The following is a 17,340-nucleotide window of genomic DNA, read 5'->3' as shown; positions in this document are numbered from 1 at the left end:
ACAAAAAACATGGCGAGTGCATTGTCAGTTAACCCAATGCAGACCACTAACGCGTATGGCACTTTTTACGCGAAATCTGATGGTCTTATCCAGGGCGTGGCGCTGGATGATCCGGCAGCACGTTACGCGCTGGCATCAGGCACCCTTTCCGGCGATGAAGTAAAGCCTCTCTGGGGCGGTCTGGCCGTAAATGAACTGGTGCCGGGCGCTTCTTCTGCTCCGCGAGGCAGCGTCATCAAGCGGGCGGTCACACTTTCACAAATTGTGGGATTTTCCGTATTCAACCAGGCACATAACGGCCTGACCACGCCGCAATCACCGGTTCCGATTTTCCTCAGTAACATGAGCGTGTCTTTTTATCGCCTGGGGTCCGGGATGCGCGTTCCGGTTAAAGCATCTGATGCCGTTATCTCTCTGGCCAGCGCTGGTATTTCCGTTAATCAGCCGCTGGTATGGAACTTTGTTGACGATTGTCTGGATGTATTCAGCACAGTGGCAGAAGAAGTTGCTACAACCGATATCACCTGGACTGCGCCCACCGGAACTACGGCAGGCTTTGCAACCGCGACGACCGACGACGCTCATGGTCTGAAAGTTGGGTCGTATGTGGACATTACGGGGGCGGTTCCGGCGGCTTATAACGGTACTGTTCAGGTTCTTAGCGTGACGTCGGCGACAACTTTCACTTTTACCCCGGTTTCAGTGCCTGCGGGCAATGCAACCACTCAGGGAACCGTAGGCGCGGCTCAGGTAAAGGACGTTGCCCTTCCGGTAAAAATCATCGAAATGCAGATGGGTAACAGTAAAACCGTTTCTTACGATCCGGCTACTGGCTTTGTTACCTGGAACGACAGCGGAAACGCTGCGTTAATTCTGCTGTAATCAGGAGAGGCTAAAAGATGCCAGCTATTACACCCGCTTATCAAATTGTAAGTCCGTCGTACATCATGCCGGAAATGATCCTGTCATATCAGCAGGCTTCCGGCGCGTTCTCTGTCATGGCAAGCGGTAACCCGCTGGTTCGCCTGGCAGATGGCGACCAGTACGTTTATATGAAACGCCTGGATATTCGTACCCAGGTAACATCCAGCCAGTCAGGTAACGCAAACCAGCTTCCATCCGTTGCACTTGATGCGCGAATGGTCAGCACGCCGACATACATGTTCCGCGCACGCGCTATTTACGATCATCACGATATGGCCGCAGCCGGAAACTGGGGGATTGCGCTTCCTGAAGCCCAGCGCCTCGGCACCCGGCAGGCTATTTTCCAGCAACTGCGAAATGCAGGGCTTTACGGTATGAACCCGGCGGGCGGTGAAGGTATCCTGAACACCAACGGCGCGACCACGATCAGCCTGCCAGCAGACAGCGGCGGCAATACTACCGTCCTGACTTACGATCATGGCGAAATGGCAGTATTCCTGCTGGCGCAGATTCAGGCGATCCGCACCCGTACCATGCAAATGGGACGGGCTTCACGCATGGTTATCCTCGGACCTCAGCGCACGCTGGGTACGATGGAAATGCAGCAAATCGTCCAGTTGACCAGTTACCAGCGTCCTGGCGGTGGTACTGCTACAGTGAAAGGCACTGTTAACAACGTGGCGGATGATGCAGATTGTGAGATCGAGTGGGCTTATGACGATACGCTGATTGGCGCTGGTGCTAACGGTACTGATGCAGTTGTTATCGCTATGCCAGAAGTCGAGCGTCCCGAGGTTAACGCGAAGATCAACACCAACGAATTCGCGAAACTGAGCCCGTCACTGGAAGCCACCACGTTGATGTTGTGTGATATGGCTGCACCGCGTGAAATTCCTACCCCTATTGCGGGCGGGGCGATCGATGTGCTTTCCGAGCTGCGTTCTACCTCCGGCTGGGTGCTTCGTCCTGAAGCGCTGACCATTATTTCGATGAAATACAGCGATTAATTTTCCCTCGCTGATTCCCTGCGTGTCTGATGGCACGCGGGGATTTTTTTACCCAGGAGTAAACATGAAACTGTACATCGCCAATACAACCAAACAGCGCCACGATTTTGCATATCGCAAACCTGAAACCGGGCGCCTTGTGTATCACCCGATTAATGCCGGTTCCCAGGCTGTTGTTATCGACGGCACCCGCGCAGAGATTGATCTTATTATTCAGCAGCATGCTGAGTATGGCCTGATTGATGCGACAAAGATCGACCAGAACCGCGTTTATATCGGTCTGTGCTACAGCATTGATAAGCCCGTAGCGTCAAAAGTCATCGAGAAGGCTATGCGTGATAACGACAGTCACCTGAACCGTGCGGCTCATGATCGTCGTCAGGCATCCGTGCTGGCAATAAATAACGCGCTCAACGAGCAGGAAAACGGTTATCTCGGCGAGCTGGAAGTCAGCGCAGAACAGCGCCTGAGCGCTACTGATGATCGTGACGAAACGGCGTTTATCGATGAGACGCTGGCTGTTAGCACAGGCGCTAAAAAGAAAAAATAAGCGAGGGTTGTTATGCCTGAACTGGCCGGATTTATCCTGTTTATTCGTAATACGATGGAGGTTAGCGCCGACGATTTACCTGATGATGATCCGGCCATTATTCTTGCATGGTCAATGTCGCTGGACTGGGTAAACCGACAGATCGCCTGTATCAGCCCGGTTCTTTATTCTCAGGCTGTTTATAACCTTGCGGCATCTTTCCTGATCAACTTCGGTCCCGGTGCTGTCTTCGGTTCGGTACGCGAAAAACTGGGTATCAACAATTTCACTGCTGGTGTTATCAGTGCGTCCTCTGATGAATCAACAAGCCAGACGCGGGTTGTCAGTGATGCGTTGAAAAATCTCTCTCTTGCCGACCTGCAACAACTCAAAGATCCCTATGGCCGGTGGTATCTGGCAATTGCACAGCAATACGGTGATCTCTGGGGGCTTACATGAAACTTCATCTGGGCGTTATGGATATTCCCTATGAAAACGAGAATACGACCACTGGCGATGTGGCTGAAATTCTTGAGGGGAAATACCGGATCATGCAGACATTCTTTGACCGTCACGGCGAAGAAATTGCGCAGATGATGAGTGATGACCTTGCGGCAGGTCTCGAAATCATGCTGGCCGGCGCGCCGCTTCCTGCGGATCCTTTCGCTGAGTCCATGTATCAGGTACATCACCTTTTTGTCGCTTTTCTCGATAACGCAGAGATGAACGGCACAGAAGGTGTGCCGACGGCCCGCGCGCTGGAGGGGATTAGCAAGCGTTTTAAAAACAAGAAAGGGGAGCCGCGCCCCTCTTTTATTGATACAGGCATGTTTCAGGCGTCAATGCGCGCCTGGGTAAGTGGGGTGTTGAATGCCTTCCCTCAATGAATTGTCTCAGGCAAAAACAGAACTCAATGCTTCACTGGTGCAGGGGCTGGAGGATATCAGCCGCTCGGCTTCTGTCACATTCACAAAATATGTCCGTAAAGTTCTTCCGCTTGATGGTTTTGTTTTTTGGGTAAAAGCCTCAATTCTTGCCGAAGATCCGAACAGTGAACCAGACACGAGAGAGGTAAAAGGCTATCTGCACCTGACGACCGAAACGATCCAGGATGAAGAACAGCTCTATGATAAAAACGTGGTTACCTTCACTGCGCAGGCAGATATTGACCCGTTTAACGATATTGGTTCAGAGGTGCTCTACATTGGGGAGTTTTACGGTATTCAGTTTGCTTTTTCCCGCCGTTCCGGGCTGAACGAACCGGCAAACATCTACCATTACACCGGGCATGCAATTTACCCGCATATGTTGTCGCAGATTATTAACTCTGTTGATGATATCGATCTGACTGATGTTGTGGTTTCAAATTCGCTCCCCATCTGGTTATCTCTTAATCATTTTATGCCTATGTATCCTGCGATGCTGTCATTGCAGAATCTGGCGCCGCCGTATGCCACGGTTAAATGTGGGGATCCGGTTCCTGTGGCCGGGGCATTTTATCTGGATGAAAAGTCCAACCAGTATCAACTGGTTTCAGAAGAGGTGACGATTTATATCACCGGGCTTCGTAATGCAGCGGCAGAGGATTTCCTGCGTTATGTCCAGAACTATACGTTAAGTGATGATGCTGAAATGGGCGTGATGAATATTCCGGTTATTAAAGATGACCGGGTGACGCAGAACGAACTAAATATCATCGCCATGCGGAAAATCGTCAAATTCAAAATCAATTACTACCAGCAGCGGATGAGGAATGTCGCCCGCAGGCTGATCACGTCTGCAATTCCGTCCATTTACGTGGAGAAATAATTTAAATGGCAATTGTAAATATCAATGTGTCGGTGACTAATCCGCCGAAACCATCCCAGTTATTGAAGTCTGGCGCGCTGGTATCAACCGGGGGGACAACTCTGGCGGCAGGAAGTTACCAGTTGCTTACGTCAAAAGATGATCTCAAGAATATTCTTGCGCCGGAGAAAAACATTTCATCTGTTTCGTGGGAAGAAAATACGGTCACGGTAACGCTTTCCGAAGCGCATGGGTGGAATACTGGTGATCAGATTCCAGCCATTATTGCTGGCGTTACTCCCGCTGAGTATAACGGCGTGTTTGTCGTCACGATTACCAGCGATACCGATTTTACTTATTCACTCAGTAACGATCCGGGTGCCGCAACGGTCATGGGAACAGTAACTGCTGTTGCTGCCGGAGAAATCCAGCAAATGAACACCACTTACTGGGCGCAGGGGACCAGCCGCGCTGTTTACGTTCTTGAGCTGGGAGAGATGAACGTTGCGTCAGCGGTTTCCGCGTTGAGTTCCTTCATTGATGAGGATATTTCTCTGGGGAACACGTACCAGAAATTTTTCTCTTACCTTGTGCCGCGTGAATGGGACACAGAACCGACGTTTAAAACGCTGGCGAACAATTACACATCGCCGGGGGCACTGGTTAAATTTTTCGTGACCACCACGATTTCGACATACCAGGACTGGGCGTCAGGCAAATATCCTAACGTTTTCGCAGGGATTGAGGCCCCCGCAATTGGCGCGACAGAATTCTCTATGGCGGCGCCGTTCCAGTCCTCTCTGTCAAACGACCCTGGTTCCTCAAATATGGTTCCGCCAATGTCCTATCGGTTTATGTATGGCGTTACGGAATATCCGGCGGCGGGTAACGGTACGCTGCTGAAAACTTTGCAGGATAATAATATCAATTATATCGGTACGGCGGCAGAAGGTGGCCTGAGCAATAAGATGCTGGTAGCCGGTCACATGCTTGATGGCATGCCGTTTAACTACTGGTACTCAGTTGCCTGGTGCGCAATCAATCTTGAACTGGATCTGGCTAATGAAGTTATTAACGGTTCGAACACCACCGTTAACCCGCTTTATTACGATCAGCAGGGTATTGGTCGCTTGCAGCGCCGCGCGCTTAAAACTCTCCGTTCCGGTATCAGTTACGGGTTAATTCTGGGGCAGGTGATTGACACACAGCTCACGCAGGATCGTTTTAACGAAGAGTATGAGAAAGGCGCTTATGCGGGGAACGCAGTTATTAACGCTGTACCATTCGCCAGCTATACCAGCCTGAACCAGTCTGATTACGCAGATGGAAAATATAACGGCCTTAGCGCGGTTGTTACGCCGCGTCGAGGTTTTGAGTCCATTACGTTTAATCTCAACGTAACCAACTTTGTGGGAGCGTAATAAATGCCAAATCCATTAGTACCGCAGGGGTTTCTGAACCGCGTCAGGGGCGCTGTGACCGTCACTGATATCCCGGAACTGAACGTTACTGCGTCATATCTGGGGAAAGATGCGATCAACATGCGGCCGGATTCTGCTGCAACGGACATTATTCCCACACTGACCGGGACAGTCGGGAGCCAGGCCCCTTATCAGCAGGTAACGATCACCGTGCATTTGCTGCGGACGCAGGGGCTGGCGGCAAGCTATCAGAAACGCTTCGCCTCTGATACATCGCTGGGGGAAGTCGTTATTACGCCGGATGCCAGCACTTTTGGAAACTACACGGTTCTGAATGCGTATCTGGTTAACTTCAACGAACTGCCGATCACCGGTATGGATGCGGGGTATGTCGTGACGATTTCCGGCTACCTGATCACCAACGATAAAATGTGGGATTAATTTACGTGAAAATTGACAGAAAACTGAATTTCGTCAGCACCATTACCCGGGATGATGGTTCGCTGGTGTATCTGCATGTTGTGCCGTTCCCGTATGAAATCGTTGAGCAAAATTGTGTGCTGCTGGGGAATTTGTTCAACAACTTTTTCTCCCTTGTGGGTTCTGTTGGCGCGCCGCGAGTTGCAGCGATGATGTTGCGTAACATCATCAAATCACGACAGGAAGCGGGAGATCTTAAGCCGGGAACGCCGACTATTGTTGATGATATCCAGCGTCTGACGACGGTCATCTGGAACGATCAGGGGGTATGGAAAACGTCGTCACTTGATGCTGCATTTAAGCAGGAAATCATCACCGATGATGAGTACAGGGAAGTTGAGGGAGAAGTGGTTTTTTTTATGGTGAGCTCTGCTATTCAGAAAGCGAACCTGATCGCCCCGACGGTGGGGAAAGCGCTCGATATGTACAGTGGGCGACTCGTGTCATTGAGCGCTACGGCGTATCGCGATTCTTTACCGACGTCGAAAACGGTTACCGATACCCCGATCCCGGAAGTCCTGCCGGAACCATCACACATACCCTCCTGACATGGGCCTCCTGTGAAGGCTTCAGTCACCTCTGCCGTGAACTGGATTGCGGCGAATACAAAAGCCCTCTCCATTTCCGGCAGCGGTTCATGCTGGAGGAAATAAGACGCAAGGGGTATTTCAATGGCAGCTAAATCCATTGTTGAAATTGATGTTCAGGACGAAAAATTTCAGTCGTTCCTGGAAAAATTCAATGAATACCAGAAAGCGCTCAGTGAGTTACCGGAACAATGGCGGGGGGCGGTTCATGGCCTCGGTGAAACCGCAAAGGAAACAGAGCGGGTTCGTGATGGCACCGAAGCCATTACAAAAGCGTTTACCGATGGTGTGGCCGCAATTGCTTCTGTCAATGATGGCCTTGATCGCCTGAATGGTAATCTGGAAAAGGCCACAAAAACCCAGGCGGAATTCAGCAAGAATTCCAGCGGCGCCCGCAACTTCCTGAATAAAGCCAGCAAGGATGCAAAATCACTGGCCGGTCATATCAAAGATGCCACAAGCAGCCTTTTTTCATGGGGAACTGTGCTGGGCCTCTTTTCCGGGCTGGCTGGCGCTGGTGGGTTGTGGGGGCTTAATCGTCTTGCAGGAAATGCTTCCGCGCAGCGTTTTACGGCTTTGGGGCTGGGTACAACTGCTGGCGGGCTGAGTGCGAGCGCTGTCAATTATCAGAAGGCGCTGGGTAACCCGACAGGTACGCTTGGTGCGATACGTGATGCTCAACTGGATTTGAGCAAACGCTGGCAATTCCAGGCTATGGGGATTGATAACCCGAATCAGGATCCGGCGGAGCTGTTACCGCAGATGATCCGCAGCGCACGGGATATTTTTGTACGTAACGGCAGTACGCAACAGGGGGCAGAAGCCTACAGTCTGACGAACTACTTCTCTCTCGATGACCTGAATCGCTTTAAAAATATGAGCGATGCGGAAATCGATGCGATGGCGAAACAGGCGCAGAAAGATACCCTGCGCCTGCAACTGACCGATCAGCAGCTCCGTCAGTGGCAGGATTTTAACGTTCAGCTCGATCGCAGCAAAGTCAGTATCGGTAATACCTTTATCCGTGGTCTGGCTCCACTGGCGCCAGAACTGGACAAGCTTTCTGATGCGTTTTCCGGCGCGATAGAAACGGTTTTACAGTCACCGGAACTAGGAAAATGGATCGATGGCCTTTCTGATGGTATCCGGCGCTTTGGTAACTATCTGGCTTCGCCTGAGTTAAAAAAGGATGTTGAGGCGTTTATGTCAGGTGTCGAACGGCTTGCGCACATCATCGGTAAAGTTATTGACTGGATTGCAGGAAAAACAAGTCTGTCAGTTGACGACGTGGCGCCGGGATCGTCCATTCTTGGAGATAAGCCGGTAACTGATGAAAAAACGGGGCAAAGTTACGTTCCCGGCAGCGAAAGCGATCCGCGTGTCTGGGGATGGCTGAAATCTGCAAAACGCGCCTCAGGCGTTGCACCTACCACCTATGATGAGTATTTCGAAGAGGCTGCGAAAAAATACGACCTCGATCCGAAATTGCTTAAATCAGTGGCCGCAGCGGAATCATCATGGGATCAGAATGCTGTCAGCAAAGCTGGCGCACAGGGTCTGATGCAGGTGATGCCTATGAATTTTCAGCCCGGTGAAGATCCTTTTTCCCCTCGCGATAACATCATGGCGGGCGCGCGGGTTATGTCGTGGGCGAAAGGCCAGGCGGGAGACGATGTTGAAGAGATGCTGCGCTGGTACAACGGCGGAAAGAACAGGGGAAGTAAGGAGAATCGCGAATACCCCGGGCGTGTACGTGAGAAATATGTCGCTCTTTACGGTTCTGATATGCCCGGGACAAACCAGAGTGCGCCGGTGGCGCCGCAGGCTCAGCCAGGTTCGGGAAAAACTGACCAAATCCTGCAACAAATTCTGGACAACCAGAAGCGTGGTAATGCTCAGGGTCTTGTCGTTTATAACAACACTGGTGGTAGTGCGATTGTCTCCAGTACACAACTTGGAGGGTTCGGTTAATGTCATTTACCCGCGAGCTCTACAAGCTCGGTTTTGAAATATCCCCGGTAATTCTTTGCGATGGTGTTGCACAGAGTATTCCCGGCGGTATGTTACCGATAGTTGCCCTTACCCAGAGTGCCAGCTATGTTTCTGGCCTTTTGGGTGGGGCTATCGAACTTACAGACCTGGATAAGTATTTTTGCCACTGGCGAGCTGCGCCCGGCGCGACAATGATTGATTACGATATCGGTCGCTACCCGTTTGCAAATCAGGCAGTGGCAGCAAATGCGCTACTTTCTCAGCCTCTGCGCATTCCTATGCTGATGGATGCGCCAGTAAACGAAAATACTGGCGCTATGACAAAACTTGTCACCCTGAGTGCATTGCAGGCAGTTTTGCAGGCGCATGCGAATCTTGGCGGAACATTTATCGTTGCAACACCGGGCATAATTTACAGCAACTGTATACTGAGAACGGTGCGCGATGTTACCGGCTCAAATGACACCTTACCGCAACGGCAATGGCTCTGGGATTTTGAGCAACCCCTGATTTCTGAAACGGGCGCAGATCAGGCTATTAACAGCTATTTGAGCAAAATAGATAACGGTGATAAGGCGACGGAAAGCGCCTGGACAAGCACCGTTTCGGCGATCGGTAACACCTCATTGGGTAGCAGTGTATCAGGTGCTGTAATTGGCTTGATCGGTAAACTGAGCGGGGCGTTTAATCTATGAGCACTTCGTTTTATCCCTTTTCTGGTAATGAACAGAAAAGCATGGTTTTTACTCCCATTCTTGATGGCGAGGTTTATAACTGCCAGACAAAATGGAATATCGCTGCCCAGCGCTGGTATCTCAACATTACGGATAACTCAGGTCGGCGACAACTGACAATTCCAGTAATTGGCTCTCCCAATAATTACGACATTAATTTGCTTGTTGGGGCATTCAGTACAACAAAAATGGTGTGGCGTATTTCTGATGGTCAAATAGAGGTTATTAACTGATGCGTTTTTATGACATTCAGATTTTTAATAATCCTGATACCAATGGAAACCCCGGAACGCTGTACAGGCAGTATACCAGTCTTAAAAACGGGGTATATAACCCCGGTTGTCTGATGATTGAATTTGATCTCCTTCGTTTTGGTGAATCGACCCCGAAAGGGCAGAGTTGCATCACCATCTGGGGGATCAGCCCGCAGGATATGCAGCAGGCCAGACAGGATATGTTTGGCATGACGATAAAAATGTGGGTCGGAATGTCAAAGGGGTTACCACTGGCGAAACCGGAGCAACAGGGGCTGGTACTGGAGGGGACAATCTGGCAGGTTCTGGGTAACTGGCAGGGTACTGAATTGCGTATGGATCTCATTGTTACCGCCGGGCCAGTGTCGAACGTTAACCCGATGCCTCTGGCACCAGTCAATTTAACGGTGCCGTGGAATAAAGGGATTAAACTCTCTGTTGCGTTGACACAGTGTTTTCAGACGATGGGAGGCGATTATCGATACTCGATCAGCATCAGCGATCGGTTAATCAACAACTACGATAATAATATGTTTTGCGGAAGCCTTACTGAGCTTGCAACAAAACTCAAAACGCTGAGCAAAAGCATTATTAAAGACAATAATTATTCTGGCGTTGAAATAGCAATGGTCAACGGTAAAGAGATCCGTGTATTTGATAACGATTTTGCTAACCACCAGGATAAAGATTCGAAAAAAAGCGCATCGTACAGGAGTAAAAACCCAGTCCAGATCGAATTTACCGATCTCGTCGGCCAACCTACGTGGATTCAGTTTGGTACGGTGAGCATCCCGTGTGTCATGCGTAGCGATATTCAGGTAGGGGATTATATCCGTATGCCTGAAAAATTAAGAACGATGATCCAGGCCTCCTCTTATTCCCAGTTTCGCGATGATTCTGCCTTTACTGGCGATTTCCTTGTGTCCTCGGTAAGGCTGGTAGGTAACAGCAGGCAACCGGACGCTAACAGTTGGGTAACCGTGCTGGAGGCACATCCGACAGGAGGGCTTGCAGCGACATGAGTATTGATAAGAAGCTAAATTTCGGCGGCAATATGCATAATTTTGCTGACCAGAAAATTGCTGATGCTATGCAAATGGCCGGTAAGGTATTACCCGCATCAGTCGTTAAACAATCCGGGAAGATGATTACCGTATCTTTTCTGCTCCGCGATATTCCCTACACATTGCCACAACTGACAATCCCCTTGTTTGGTCCCCAGTACATCCGGTATCCGATGCAAAAAGGGGACAGGGGGATCGTTATTCCTGCTGATACGTATCTCGGTGGTGCAAGCGGCCTGGGAGGGGGAACCGCTGACCTGACGCCTCCGGCGAACCTCAGCTCGCTGGTATTTTTACCGATCAGCCATACAGAGTGGGAGGATGTTGACGGGCAGGTTTTAACCCTCTACGGGCCGGAGGGCGTGACAATCCGGGACGCCAAAAGTAACACCACGTTTCTTCTGACACCGGACAGCATCACGATCGCTACGCCGAAACAGTTCAAAGTGACGGTAGGTAATACTGTGCTGACTCTGACAGCGGGCATGTGGTCTCTCACAGGGCAGAGCGGAAAACTCCAGGACAGCGCGGCCAGCACAAGCCCGCAAATCATGCATGAGGGCTGGCAGCAGCTTCTTCAGTGGCTTAATTCCCATCAGCACTATAACGGCAACAACGGAAATAACACCGGAGGGCCGATCTCAACGTTTAACGGGAGTATCACAGAATGAGAACTTACGGGCGGGATGAATCCGGCAGATGGGTTACGGTTACCACCGATGAAAACGGTTATAATGATTCTGTTTACCTCACGACACTGGTTCAGAATCTCAAGCTTGCTCCTCAGGAGTCCCCTTTTTATGCTAATCACGGCATACCTGCGAATGGTTCTGTGATCCAGCAGATTCTGCCTACCTTCTATGTAAACAGGCTCCAGCAGCAGTTCAGCAAATATTTTTCCTCTCTCCAGATAGCACTGATGGGGGTTGATCCCCCGGTCTACAATATTTCAGTGATTACCAACTCAGGCTCTAAAATTGTGGCACAGGTATACGTATGAGTGATTTACCGATCAGTTATGATATTGCCGGTCCTGTTCCTAAAACGACGGATGAACTACGGCAGCTTGTTATTGATACTGCGACAGCTCTTTCGCCGGGCATCACAACGGATTTACCCGGCTCTTTAGTTGAAGATATGGTCAGTACGAGTGTCGGTGCGCTCGTCGTGTGTGACCAGGCGCGTGTTGATTTGATCAACTCCTGTAGTCCGTATGCTGCGAACGTTCACCTGCTTGCACAACTGGGCGGCATGTATGGCGTGCAGAAAGGACAGGGAACTAACACTTCCGTTTACGAAGTGTTCAGCGGTCCACCGGGATTTGCTATCCCGAAAGGTTTTATGGTCGGAGATGGGTCATATACTTATGCAGTCCAACGGGACACGATGATCCCTGAAAGCGGGCAAACTGAGCCGGTTTATTGCCTGGCAACAACTGAGGGAACATGGGCGGTGCCTGCGGGTTCTGTGAACCAGATAAAAACGTCTGTTCCTGACTCGTATAACCTGACATGTACCAACCTGACGGATGGTCTGCCCGGTGCGCCGGAACAATCATTTTCATCCTACAGAGCACAGGTTTTTCAGGCCGGTATGTACGGCGTACAGGGAACGCCGGACTGCTACCGGATTGAACTGAAAAACGTCTACGGCGTACAGGAGAACCTGATCTCATATCGACAGGCATCACTCGGATCATGGGTTGCGGTCGCTGGTGGCGGGGATCCTTATGAGGTGGCTTATGCTATCTATAAGTCAGTACCGGACATATCTGCACTGACAAATGATGTATCGAATCCGTCCGGTTCCCCCGTTGAGAAAAAAACGATACCGATCATTGTGTATCCTGATACATATCAGGTGCCTTATGTCGTGCCATCGTCGCAAAATGTTTCAGTGATAATTACATGGAATACCGTATCAACAACCTATGTTGATCCTACGGGGATAGAGAAAGCAGTACAGCCAGATATTGCTGATTACATCAATGCGATCGCAGTCGGCGAACCTGTCAACATTTACCAGATTCAGGATCTATTTCTTAAGTCGGTACAGGGGCTTGTTTCCGCATCTCTTGTTTCTATGATCGACGTTCAGATCGGAATTAACGGGCAAATAGTGCCTCCTGTTGCTGATTCAAGTCTGGTGTATGGTGATACATACGCGTATTTCTCTACCTCCGCATCACAAATTCAGGTTAAGCAATATGCCAGCACCTCTTGATAAAATTATTCCGGCTTACCCGTATACTCAGTACAACGACGATCCAAATATTTCAGCCTTGTTTGACGCTTATAATCAACTGGCGCAGGGATACCTTGATTATCTCAATAACCTGAATCTTCCATGCTGGACGTCTCCTGCTATTACTGGTGATCTGCTTGACTGGATCGCACTGGGTATATACGGCGAAACACGTCCATTGCTCCAGATTTCTGAGGATGCTATTGCGCGTGGGGCTTATAACACGGTTGAGTATAACAACGTTGCTTATGCAAAACTGAAGAATTATGTTCCGGGTTCGGCATCTTATGTTCCTGATGATTACTTTAAACGGATCCTGACCTGGAATTTTTATAAAGGCGATGGTTCTCATTTCTGCATAGACTGGCTAAAACGCCGACTGGCACGATTTATACATGGGACTAATGGGGTAGATCCTCCAGTCCAGGATACTTTTGATATTAGTGTGACGCCCGATAAGGGCGTTTTTTATATCTCTATTCCTGACTATGGCGATGGTGTCGGTTTTTTTCTAAAAGATGCAATTAGCCAGTCTCTTGTGAAACTCCCATTTATTTACACCTACAATGTAACGGTGGTTGAACAATGATTATTGGATTTGGAAATAATGTCGTTTCCTCTCTGGCCGCAGATATCACTGCCAGCCAGACGACTATTCAGGTTATGCCCGGTACGGGGGCGATGTTTGCTAATCTGCTTACTTATGATTATGCAAATAACTCAAATACGCTTAAAACTTACGCCAAAATAACGCTCACAGATGCGAAAGAAACAGTTTTCGAAATCTGTCATCTGAAATCAGTCAGCGATGATACCCTGACTGTAGTGCGCGGGCGAGAGGGAACGACAGCGAAAGGTTGGTCATTAAATGATGTGATCGCTAATTTCGCAACTCGCGGTTCAGAAAATCAGTTTGTTCAAATTGAACATTTACAGAGCGGGCACTATACGGCGGGCGTCGCAGGAGGGACGGCGAACGCTCTCACCCTGGCACTACCAGCCACGTATTTTGTCGATAACGCTACTGAATGGGCGTTACGGACGCCGATCGTTGTCTATCCCGCACAGAATAATACTGGTGCAGCGACGCTACAGCTTACATTAGGTGGTAAAGCGCTCGGCACGTTTCCTCTGTATAAGGGAAATAAAGCCCCGCTGGTGGCTAACGACATTTTAAAAGACGTGGCGCTTGTCTGTCTGATGGATAAGACGAAAACGTTCTTTAACGTCGCTAACCCCGGCGCGATTTATGCGGGGCTGGGAACCGCTGCGTTCAAAGATATTGTAACCTCAATGACGGATATTACCGCAGGGCGTATTCCCGTTGTTGGTTGGCAGGGAATTGGTGGCGACGCAATAATTAATCAGAATTTGGGGACTATCAACGCAACGGGGATAATTGCAGGAACTACCGGTTCCCCTGTCGCTACCGTCACATATATGGGAATTAACATCAGACACTCCACGACATATCAGTTTACGCTTGTCGGGAGGTCTAAACGGTATTTTGCGCAGACGTGGGAGGCTGGTGTTGCTCAGGGATGGGACGAGTTCTATACAACAGCTAATAAACCAAAAGCATCAGATGTTGATGCTGTATCTGCAACTAATGGCGGCGTTTTTAATAAAACAGTCAGATTTAATGATGGGCTTACTCTCAGGGGGAGCAAAGTCGGCGATGCCGGAATGGTTGGTATATCTCCGGGCTCTGATGCTGCCAGTTTTGATGGCGCGAATTTGTTATTACAAAGCTGGTATGGAATAGGCTTTTATAGTTCTTTTCCTGCTGATGCTCCACGCGGCATCATGGGTTATATAGATGTCCGTATGGGGCGACTGGCAATGAAAGAACAAGTCATTCCAGGCAATTATACGAACTTTGATGCGCGTTACCAGGCGAAAGGCAATTACACCCCTGCTGGCGAAGCTTACACAAAGGCCGCATCTGATGCGCGTTACGTGCAGAATATACGCGTAAGTGCGACCCAAACCCGCTCATTTACCGATGGTGGTGGCTTTTCATCAAATGACGCGGCATTCGCCACTGCGATCCAGATGGTCGGCGGATCATCAAACGTGGGTTCTCTGCTTGTCCGATATGTTCAAAAAAATATTAACGGCACCTGGGTTAATATCACGACTTAAGTCATGAGGGGAAATAACATGCAACACCTTAAGAACCTGACGAAATATACTCCTGATGACGCATATAATCTGTTTTTGATGGACGAACACAATGCGGAATTTTTCATCTCTGATGATGGACGTGACTGGTATGAGTCCCAGGCTGATTTTCTACCGGATACACTGAAAGTTGCTTACGATAAATCAGGGGTTATTTGCTGTATCAGCAAAGATGTGTCGAGCATTTACCCGCGTGATTTCAGCGTCGTAGAAGTCGAAATTACCCCGGAAAATCAGGATGTGGACATTATGGGGGGATGGGTATTCAAGGACGGGAAAATTCAGCCGCGCCAGTATTCGCAGGAAGAGTTACGAGTGCAGGCCGAAGAAAAGAAAGCTGAATTACTTGCTATAGCTGATGCTGCAATAGCTCCGCTTTCCCGTGCCGTAAAACTGAAAATGGCGACAGATGAGGAAGCCGGAAAGCTCGAAGAATGGGAGCGATACAGCGTATTTCTTAATCGGGTAAAACCGGAAGATGCGCCGGATATTAACTGGCCGGAGAAACCTGAATAGGGGGATAATCTGAGGTGCGATAGATGTGTTTATCACGTCTATCGCAAGGTGCTCGTGTTACACCAGAGTAGTTTGATTCATTATTTCTGCTGCGCTCGCAAAGGGAATTACTTCATATGGTATAGCAGTTTTACTGGAAAGGTTGAAAATGTTTCCACGATGTTTTTTCATCAGGAAAACAAAAGATTTCAATATGAAATCAAAATCTGTAGGCAATGTTGTCGGTTGCGGTTGAGCTTCGCTGTAGAACCTCTCGAATTTCCCGCTCAGGTCTAATCCTGAGAAGAAAATGTTATTGAATTTTAGTGTGATCGCTAGTTGTAGCGCACTAAATGCAACCGTCGCACTGCCAAAATGTCCGTGATATATATCAGTGGAAAATGCGATTGTTTTTTCTTTCCTTGATGCAGAACACTTGATAAAAACACTTCTGTTAATTGCCGATTTTATTGTATATCTTATTTTTCTTCCCGGCCCGCCTCGTGATTTGCAGATATCATTTAACACAAAACATGTGTTGAGTAGTTGCTCTTTTTCTGAAGTATTTGCACGTTTGAGAACGTCATTACTAATAAAAGTATATCTGGCATAAGATGAGTATTTTAAGAATAGTGTTTTATTCTTTTCATAAAATGAACCATCGCAGACAATATATGCAAACACTGGAATATCGTTTTCCAGTAAGTAACCTGTGCTACCGTTCACGCTGATGATACTTTTGGCGCGTAATAGCTCCAGTGGAGTATCTAACGATGATGGTCCAGACAGATAAATGATACAATCATCAGAAACGGTTTCTTTCATTACTTGTAGTTCTTTGCGTGTAATTTTCATTTGACTACCATGAAAAAGAAAAACGAATAATAAAATTATTATATTAGCGCTGCCTAACTGAACATTTTATCAACAGTTTTTGAATCGTTCTTGTCAAAGAGTGCTATGCGCAACAGGGGGGATCTTCGTCGGTGATGTGGAACGACAACCCTTTCGCTGGAGTGTCGTACCGAAATATCACCGAATAAAAACGAAAAAAGTGGTATGTATTTGATTATAAAAGCACATGAAAAGATGTATTTTTGGCTAAAAGATGCGCTATATTGTGTCTATCTATTTGAATTTATTGATTTTGTTTGTGTGCTGGCGATAACAGGAATCGTATTCGGTCTCTTTTTATCTGTTTGTTTTGAAGTGTGTTTTCAGATACTAACCCGAAACCACACGAAAGTTACTCGAATTTTCCATATCCTGTCCAAACCATAACATACTCTGTACCGAGTGCGTCCAGGGTTTTTTGATTGGTATGTTAATTTTTGTGCGTCAGAGTGCCGTGTGAAGCCAGGTTTACATGGATGAACGTTTATGAATCATGCTCGATGAGTTACTCATGCTGTGCACAGAAGGCGCGCAGGATGAGGATGACGGGGGTAAAAATCAGAGTGACATAAAACAGTATGATCAGCACCGCGTCTAATGCGTGATAATTCAAAATGAAATAGATAACATTCCCAATAGATATCAGGATAAAGGTGTATTTACTAGGGAAGGTGCGAACAAGTCCCTGATATGAGATCATGTTTGTCATCTGGAGCCATGGAACAGGGTTCATCATGAGTCAT

General features: G+C 48.6%; 20 protein-coding genes. 19 read left to right on the top strand and 1 reads right to left on the bottom strand.

From position 1 onward, the window contains the following. Window positions 1-9 precede the first annotated feature (9 nt). From OGV50_RS07575 to OGV50_RS07485, 19 genes are all read left to right on the top strand, one after another. Entirely contained in the window at window positions 10-882 is an 873-nt protein-coding gene (locus OGV50_RS07575; protein WP_286488426.1) for a hypothetical protein, read from the top strand. Window positions 883-899: 17 nt separating this feature from the next. Further along, window positions 900-1,931 (top strand): major capsid family protein, encoded by a 1,032-nt coding sequence (locus OGV50_RS07570; RefSeq protein ID WP_194208798.1) that lies wholly within the window; start codon window positions 900-902, stop codon window positions 1,929-1,931. A gap of 64 nt (window positions 1,932-1,995) precedes the next feature. After that, complete coding sequence (locus tag OGV50_RS07565) at window positions 1,996-2,481, top strand: hypothetical protein (protein ID WP_194208797.1); 486 nt, start codon at window positions 1,996-1,998, stop codon at window positions 2,479-2,481. A 12-nt stretch (window positions 2,482-2,493) separates the two neighbouring features. Continuing rightward, a complete protein-coding gene (locus tag OGV50_RS07560) occupies window positions 2,494-2,919 on the top strand; it encodes a hypothetical protein (protein ID WP_194208796.1) in 426 nt (141 codons plus the stop codon). Further along, a complete protein-coding gene (locus tag OGV50_RS07555; RefSeq protein ID WP_286488425.1) occupies window positions 2,916-3,347 on the top strand; it encodes a hypothetical protein in 432 nt (143 codons plus the stop codon). Before OGV50_RS07560 ends, OGV50_RS07555 begins: the two co-directional genes overlap by 4 nt. Continuing rightward, window positions 3,331-4,269 carry a hypothetical protein gene (locus OGV50_RS07550; protein ID WP_286488424.1) on the top strand — a complete coding sequence of 313 codons (939 nt, stop codon included), beginning with the start codon at window positions 3,331-3,333 and terminating at the stop codon, window positions 4,267-4,269. The genes OGV50_RS07555 and OGV50_RS07550 overlap by 17 nt, the downstream gene beginning before the upstream one ends. A 5-nt stretch (window positions 4,270-4,274) precedes the next feature. Continuing rightward, window positions 4,275-5,669 (top strand): hypothetical protein, encoded by a 1,395-nt coding sequence (locus tag OGV50_RS07545; RefSeq protein WP_286488423.1) that lies wholly within the window; start codon window positions 4,275-4,277, stop codon window positions 5,667-5,669. 3 nt (window positions 5,670-5,672) lie between these two features. Further along, on the top strand, window positions 5,673-6,110 hold the full coding sequence (locus tag OGV50_RS07540; RefSeq protein WP_194208792.1) for a hypothetical protein: 438 nt from the start codon (window positions 5,673-5,675) through the stop codon (window positions 6,108-6,110). After that, window positions 6,110-6,697 (top strand): hypothetical protein, encoded by a 588-nt coding sequence (locus tag OGV50_RS07535; protein ID WP_200090081.1) that lies wholly within the window; start codon window positions 6,110-6,112, stop codon window positions 6,695-6,697. The genes OGV50_RS07540 and OGV50_RS07535 overlap by 1 nt, the downstream gene beginning before the upstream one ends. Before the next feature lie 123 nt (window positions 6,698-6,820). Then, the gene (locus tag OGV50_RS07530) at window positions 6,821-8,707 is read left to right on the top strand and encodes a lytic transglycosylase domain-containing protein (RefSeq protein ID WP_286488422.1); all 1,887 of its coding nucleotides are present in this window, start codon (window positions 6,821-6,823) and stop codon (window positions 8,705-8,707) included. Further along, window positions 8,707-9,423 (top strand): hypothetical protein, encoded by a 717-nt coding sequence (locus tag OGV50_RS07525; protein WP_286488421.1) that lies wholly within the window; start codon window positions 8,707-8,709, stop codon window positions 9,421-9,423. The genes OGV50_RS07530 and OGV50_RS07525 overlap by 1 nt, the downstream gene beginning before the upstream one ends. Further along, window positions 9,420-9,695: a hypothetical protein gene (locus OGV50_RS07520; protein ID WP_194208789.1), complete on the top strand. Its 276-nt coding sequence runs from the start codon at window positions 9,420-9,422 to the stop codon at window positions 9,693-9,695. Before OGV50_RS07525 ends, OGV50_RS07520 begins: the two co-directional genes overlap by 4 nt. Beyond that, window positions 9,695-10,738, top strand: a complete 1,044-nt coding sequence (locus tag OGV50_RS07515; protein WP_286488420.1) for a hypothetical protein — start codon at window positions 9,695-9,697, stop codon at window positions 10,736-10,738. The genes OGV50_RS07520 and OGV50_RS07515 overlap by 1 nt, the downstream gene beginning before the upstream one ends. Then, a complete protein-coding gene (locus OGV50_RS07510) occupies window positions 10,735-11,451 on the top strand; it encodes a hypothetical protein (protein ID WP_286488419.1) in 717 nt (238 codons plus the stop codon). The genes OGV50_RS07515 and OGV50_RS07510 overlap by 4 nt, the downstream gene beginning before the upstream one ends. Beyond that, window positions 11,448-11,780 carry a hypothetical protein gene (locus OGV50_RS07505; RefSeq protein WP_286488418.1) on the top strand — a complete coding sequence of 111 codons (333 nt, stop codon included), beginning with the start codon at window positions 11,448-11,450 and terminating at the stop codon, window positions 11,778-11,780. The genes OGV50_RS07510 and OGV50_RS07505 overlap by 4 nt, the downstream gene beginning before the upstream one ends. Continuing rightward, entirely contained in the window at window positions 11,777-13,003 is a 1,227-nt protein-coding gene (locus OGV50_RS07500) for a baseplate J/gp47 family protein (RefSeq protein ID WP_194208785.1), read from the top strand. Before OGV50_RS07505 ends, OGV50_RS07500 begins: the two co-directional genes overlap by 4 nt. After that, on the top strand, window positions 12,987-13,613 hold the full coding sequence (locus OGV50_RS07495; protein WP_286488417.1) for a hypothetical protein: 627 nt from the start codon (window positions 12,987-12,989) through the stop codon (window positions 13,611-13,613). The genes OGV50_RS07500 and OGV50_RS07495 overlap by 17 nt, the downstream gene beginning before the upstream one ends. Beyond that, complete coding sequence (locus OGV50_RS07490; RefSeq protein ID WP_286488416.1) at window positions 13,610-15,169, top strand: tail fiber protein; 1,560 nt, start codon at window positions 13,610-13,612, stop codon at window positions 15,167-15,169. The genes OGV50_RS07495 and OGV50_RS07490 overlap by 4 nt, the downstream gene beginning before the upstream one ends. A gap of 18 nt (window positions 15,170-15,187) precedes the next feature. Beyond that, entirely contained in the window at window positions 15,188-15,724 is a 537-nt protein-coding gene (locus OGV50_RS07485) for a tail fiber assembly protein (RefSeq protein WP_286488415.1), read from the top strand. Between the two features lie 57 nt (window positions 15,725-15,781). Here OGV50_RS07485 and waaZ read toward each other — a convergent pair whose 3' ends face one another. Continuing rightward, window positions 15,782-16,558 (bottom strand): 3-deoxy-D-manno-oct-2-ulosonate III transferase WaaZ, encoded by a 777-nt coding sequence (waaZ, locus tag OGV50_RS07480; protein ID WP_286488414.1) that lies wholly within the window; start codon window positions 16,556-16,558, stop codon window positions 15,782-15,784. Window positions 16,559-17,340: the final 782 nt, after the last annotated feature.

Origin of the sequence: Citrobacter sp. CK180 (assembly GCF_030333655.1) — a bacterium.
Taxonomy (GTDB): Bacteria; Pseudomonadota; Gammaproteobacteria; order Enterobacterales; family Enterobacteriaceae; genus Citrobacter_B; species Citrobacter_B koseri.
Note: the sequence above shows the minus strand (reverse complement) of the source record. Positions and strands in the feature narration are given on the sequence as shown.

Excerpts from the sequence above, each read along its gene's own strand:
- OGV50_RS07575 (WP_286488426.1), top strand. The coding sequence starts at position 10 with ATGGCGAGTGCATTGTCAGTTAACCCAATGCAGACCACTAACGCGTAT.
- OGV50_RS07570 (WP_194208798.1), top strand. The coding sequence starts at position 900 with ATGCCAGCTATTACACCCGCTTATCAAATTGTAAGTCCGTCGTACATC.
- OGV50_RS07565 (WP_194208797.1), top strand. The coding sequence starts at position 1,996 with ATGAAACTGTACATCGCCAATACAACCAAACAGCGCCACGATTTTGCA.
- OGV50_RS07560 (WP_194208796.1), top strand. The coding sequence starts at position 2,494 with ATGCCTGAACTGGCCGGATTTATCCTGTTTATTCGTAATACGATGGAG.
- OGV50_RS07555 (WP_286488425.1), top strand. The coding sequence starts at position 2,916 with ATGAAACTTCATCTGGGCGTTATGGATATTCCCTATGAAAACGAGAAT.
- OGV50_RS07550 (WP_286488424.1), top strand. The coding sequence starts at position 3,331 with ATGCCTTCCCTCAATGAATTGTCTCAGGCAAAAACAGAACTCAATGCT.
- OGV50_RS07545 (WP_286488423.1), top strand. The coding sequence starts at position 4,275 with ATGGCAATTGTAAATATCAATGTGTCGGTGACTAATCCGCCGAAACCA.
- OGV50_RS07540 (WP_194208792.1), top strand. The coding sequence starts at position 5,673 with ATGCCAAATCCATTAGTACCGCAGGGGTTTCTGAACCGCGTCAGGGGC.
- OGV50_RS07530 (WP_286488422.1), top strand. The coding sequence starts at position 6,821 with ATGGCAGCTAAATCCATTGTTGAAATTGATGTTCAGGACGAAAAATTT.
- OGV50_RS07525 (WP_286488421.1), top strand. The coding sequence starts at position 8,707 with ATGTCATTTACCCGCGAGCTCTACAAGCTCGGTTTTGAAATATCCCCG.
- OGV50_RS07520 (WP_194208789.1), top strand. The coding sequence starts at position 9,420 with ATGAGCACTTCGTTTTATCCCTTTTCTGGTAATGAACAGAAAAGCATG.
- OGV50_RS07515 (WP_286488420.1), top strand. The coding sequence starts at position 9,695 with ATGCGTTTTTATGACATTCAGATTTTTAATAATCCTGATACCAATGGA.
- OGV50_RS07510 (WP_286488419.1), top strand. The coding sequence starts at position 10,735 with ATGAGTATTGATAAGAAGCTAAATTTCGGCGGCAATATGCATAATTTT.
- OGV50_RS07505 (WP_286488418.1), top strand. The coding sequence starts at position 11,448 with ATGAGAACTTACGGGCGGGATGAATCCGGCAGATGGGTTACGGTTACC.
- OGV50_RS07500 (WP_194208785.1), top strand. The coding sequence starts at position 11,777 with ATGAGTGATTTACCGATCAGTTATGATATTGCCGGTCCTGTTCCTAAA.
- OGV50_RS07495 (WP_286488417.1), top strand. The coding sequence starts at position 12,987 with ATGCCAGCACCTCTTGATAAAATTATTCCGGCTTACCCGTATACTCAG.
- OGV50_RS07490 (WP_286488416.1), top strand. The coding sequence starts at position 13,610 with ATGATTATTGGATTTGGAAATAATGTCGTTTCCTCTCTGGCCGCAGAT.
- OGV50_RS07485 (WP_286488415.1), top strand. The coding sequence starts at position 15,188 with ATGCAACACCTTAAGAACCTGACGAAATATACTCCTGATGACGCATAT.
- waaZ (WP_286488414.1), bottom strand. The coding sequence starts at position 16,558 with ATGAAAATTACACGCAAAGAACTACAAGTAATGAAAGAAACCGTTTCT.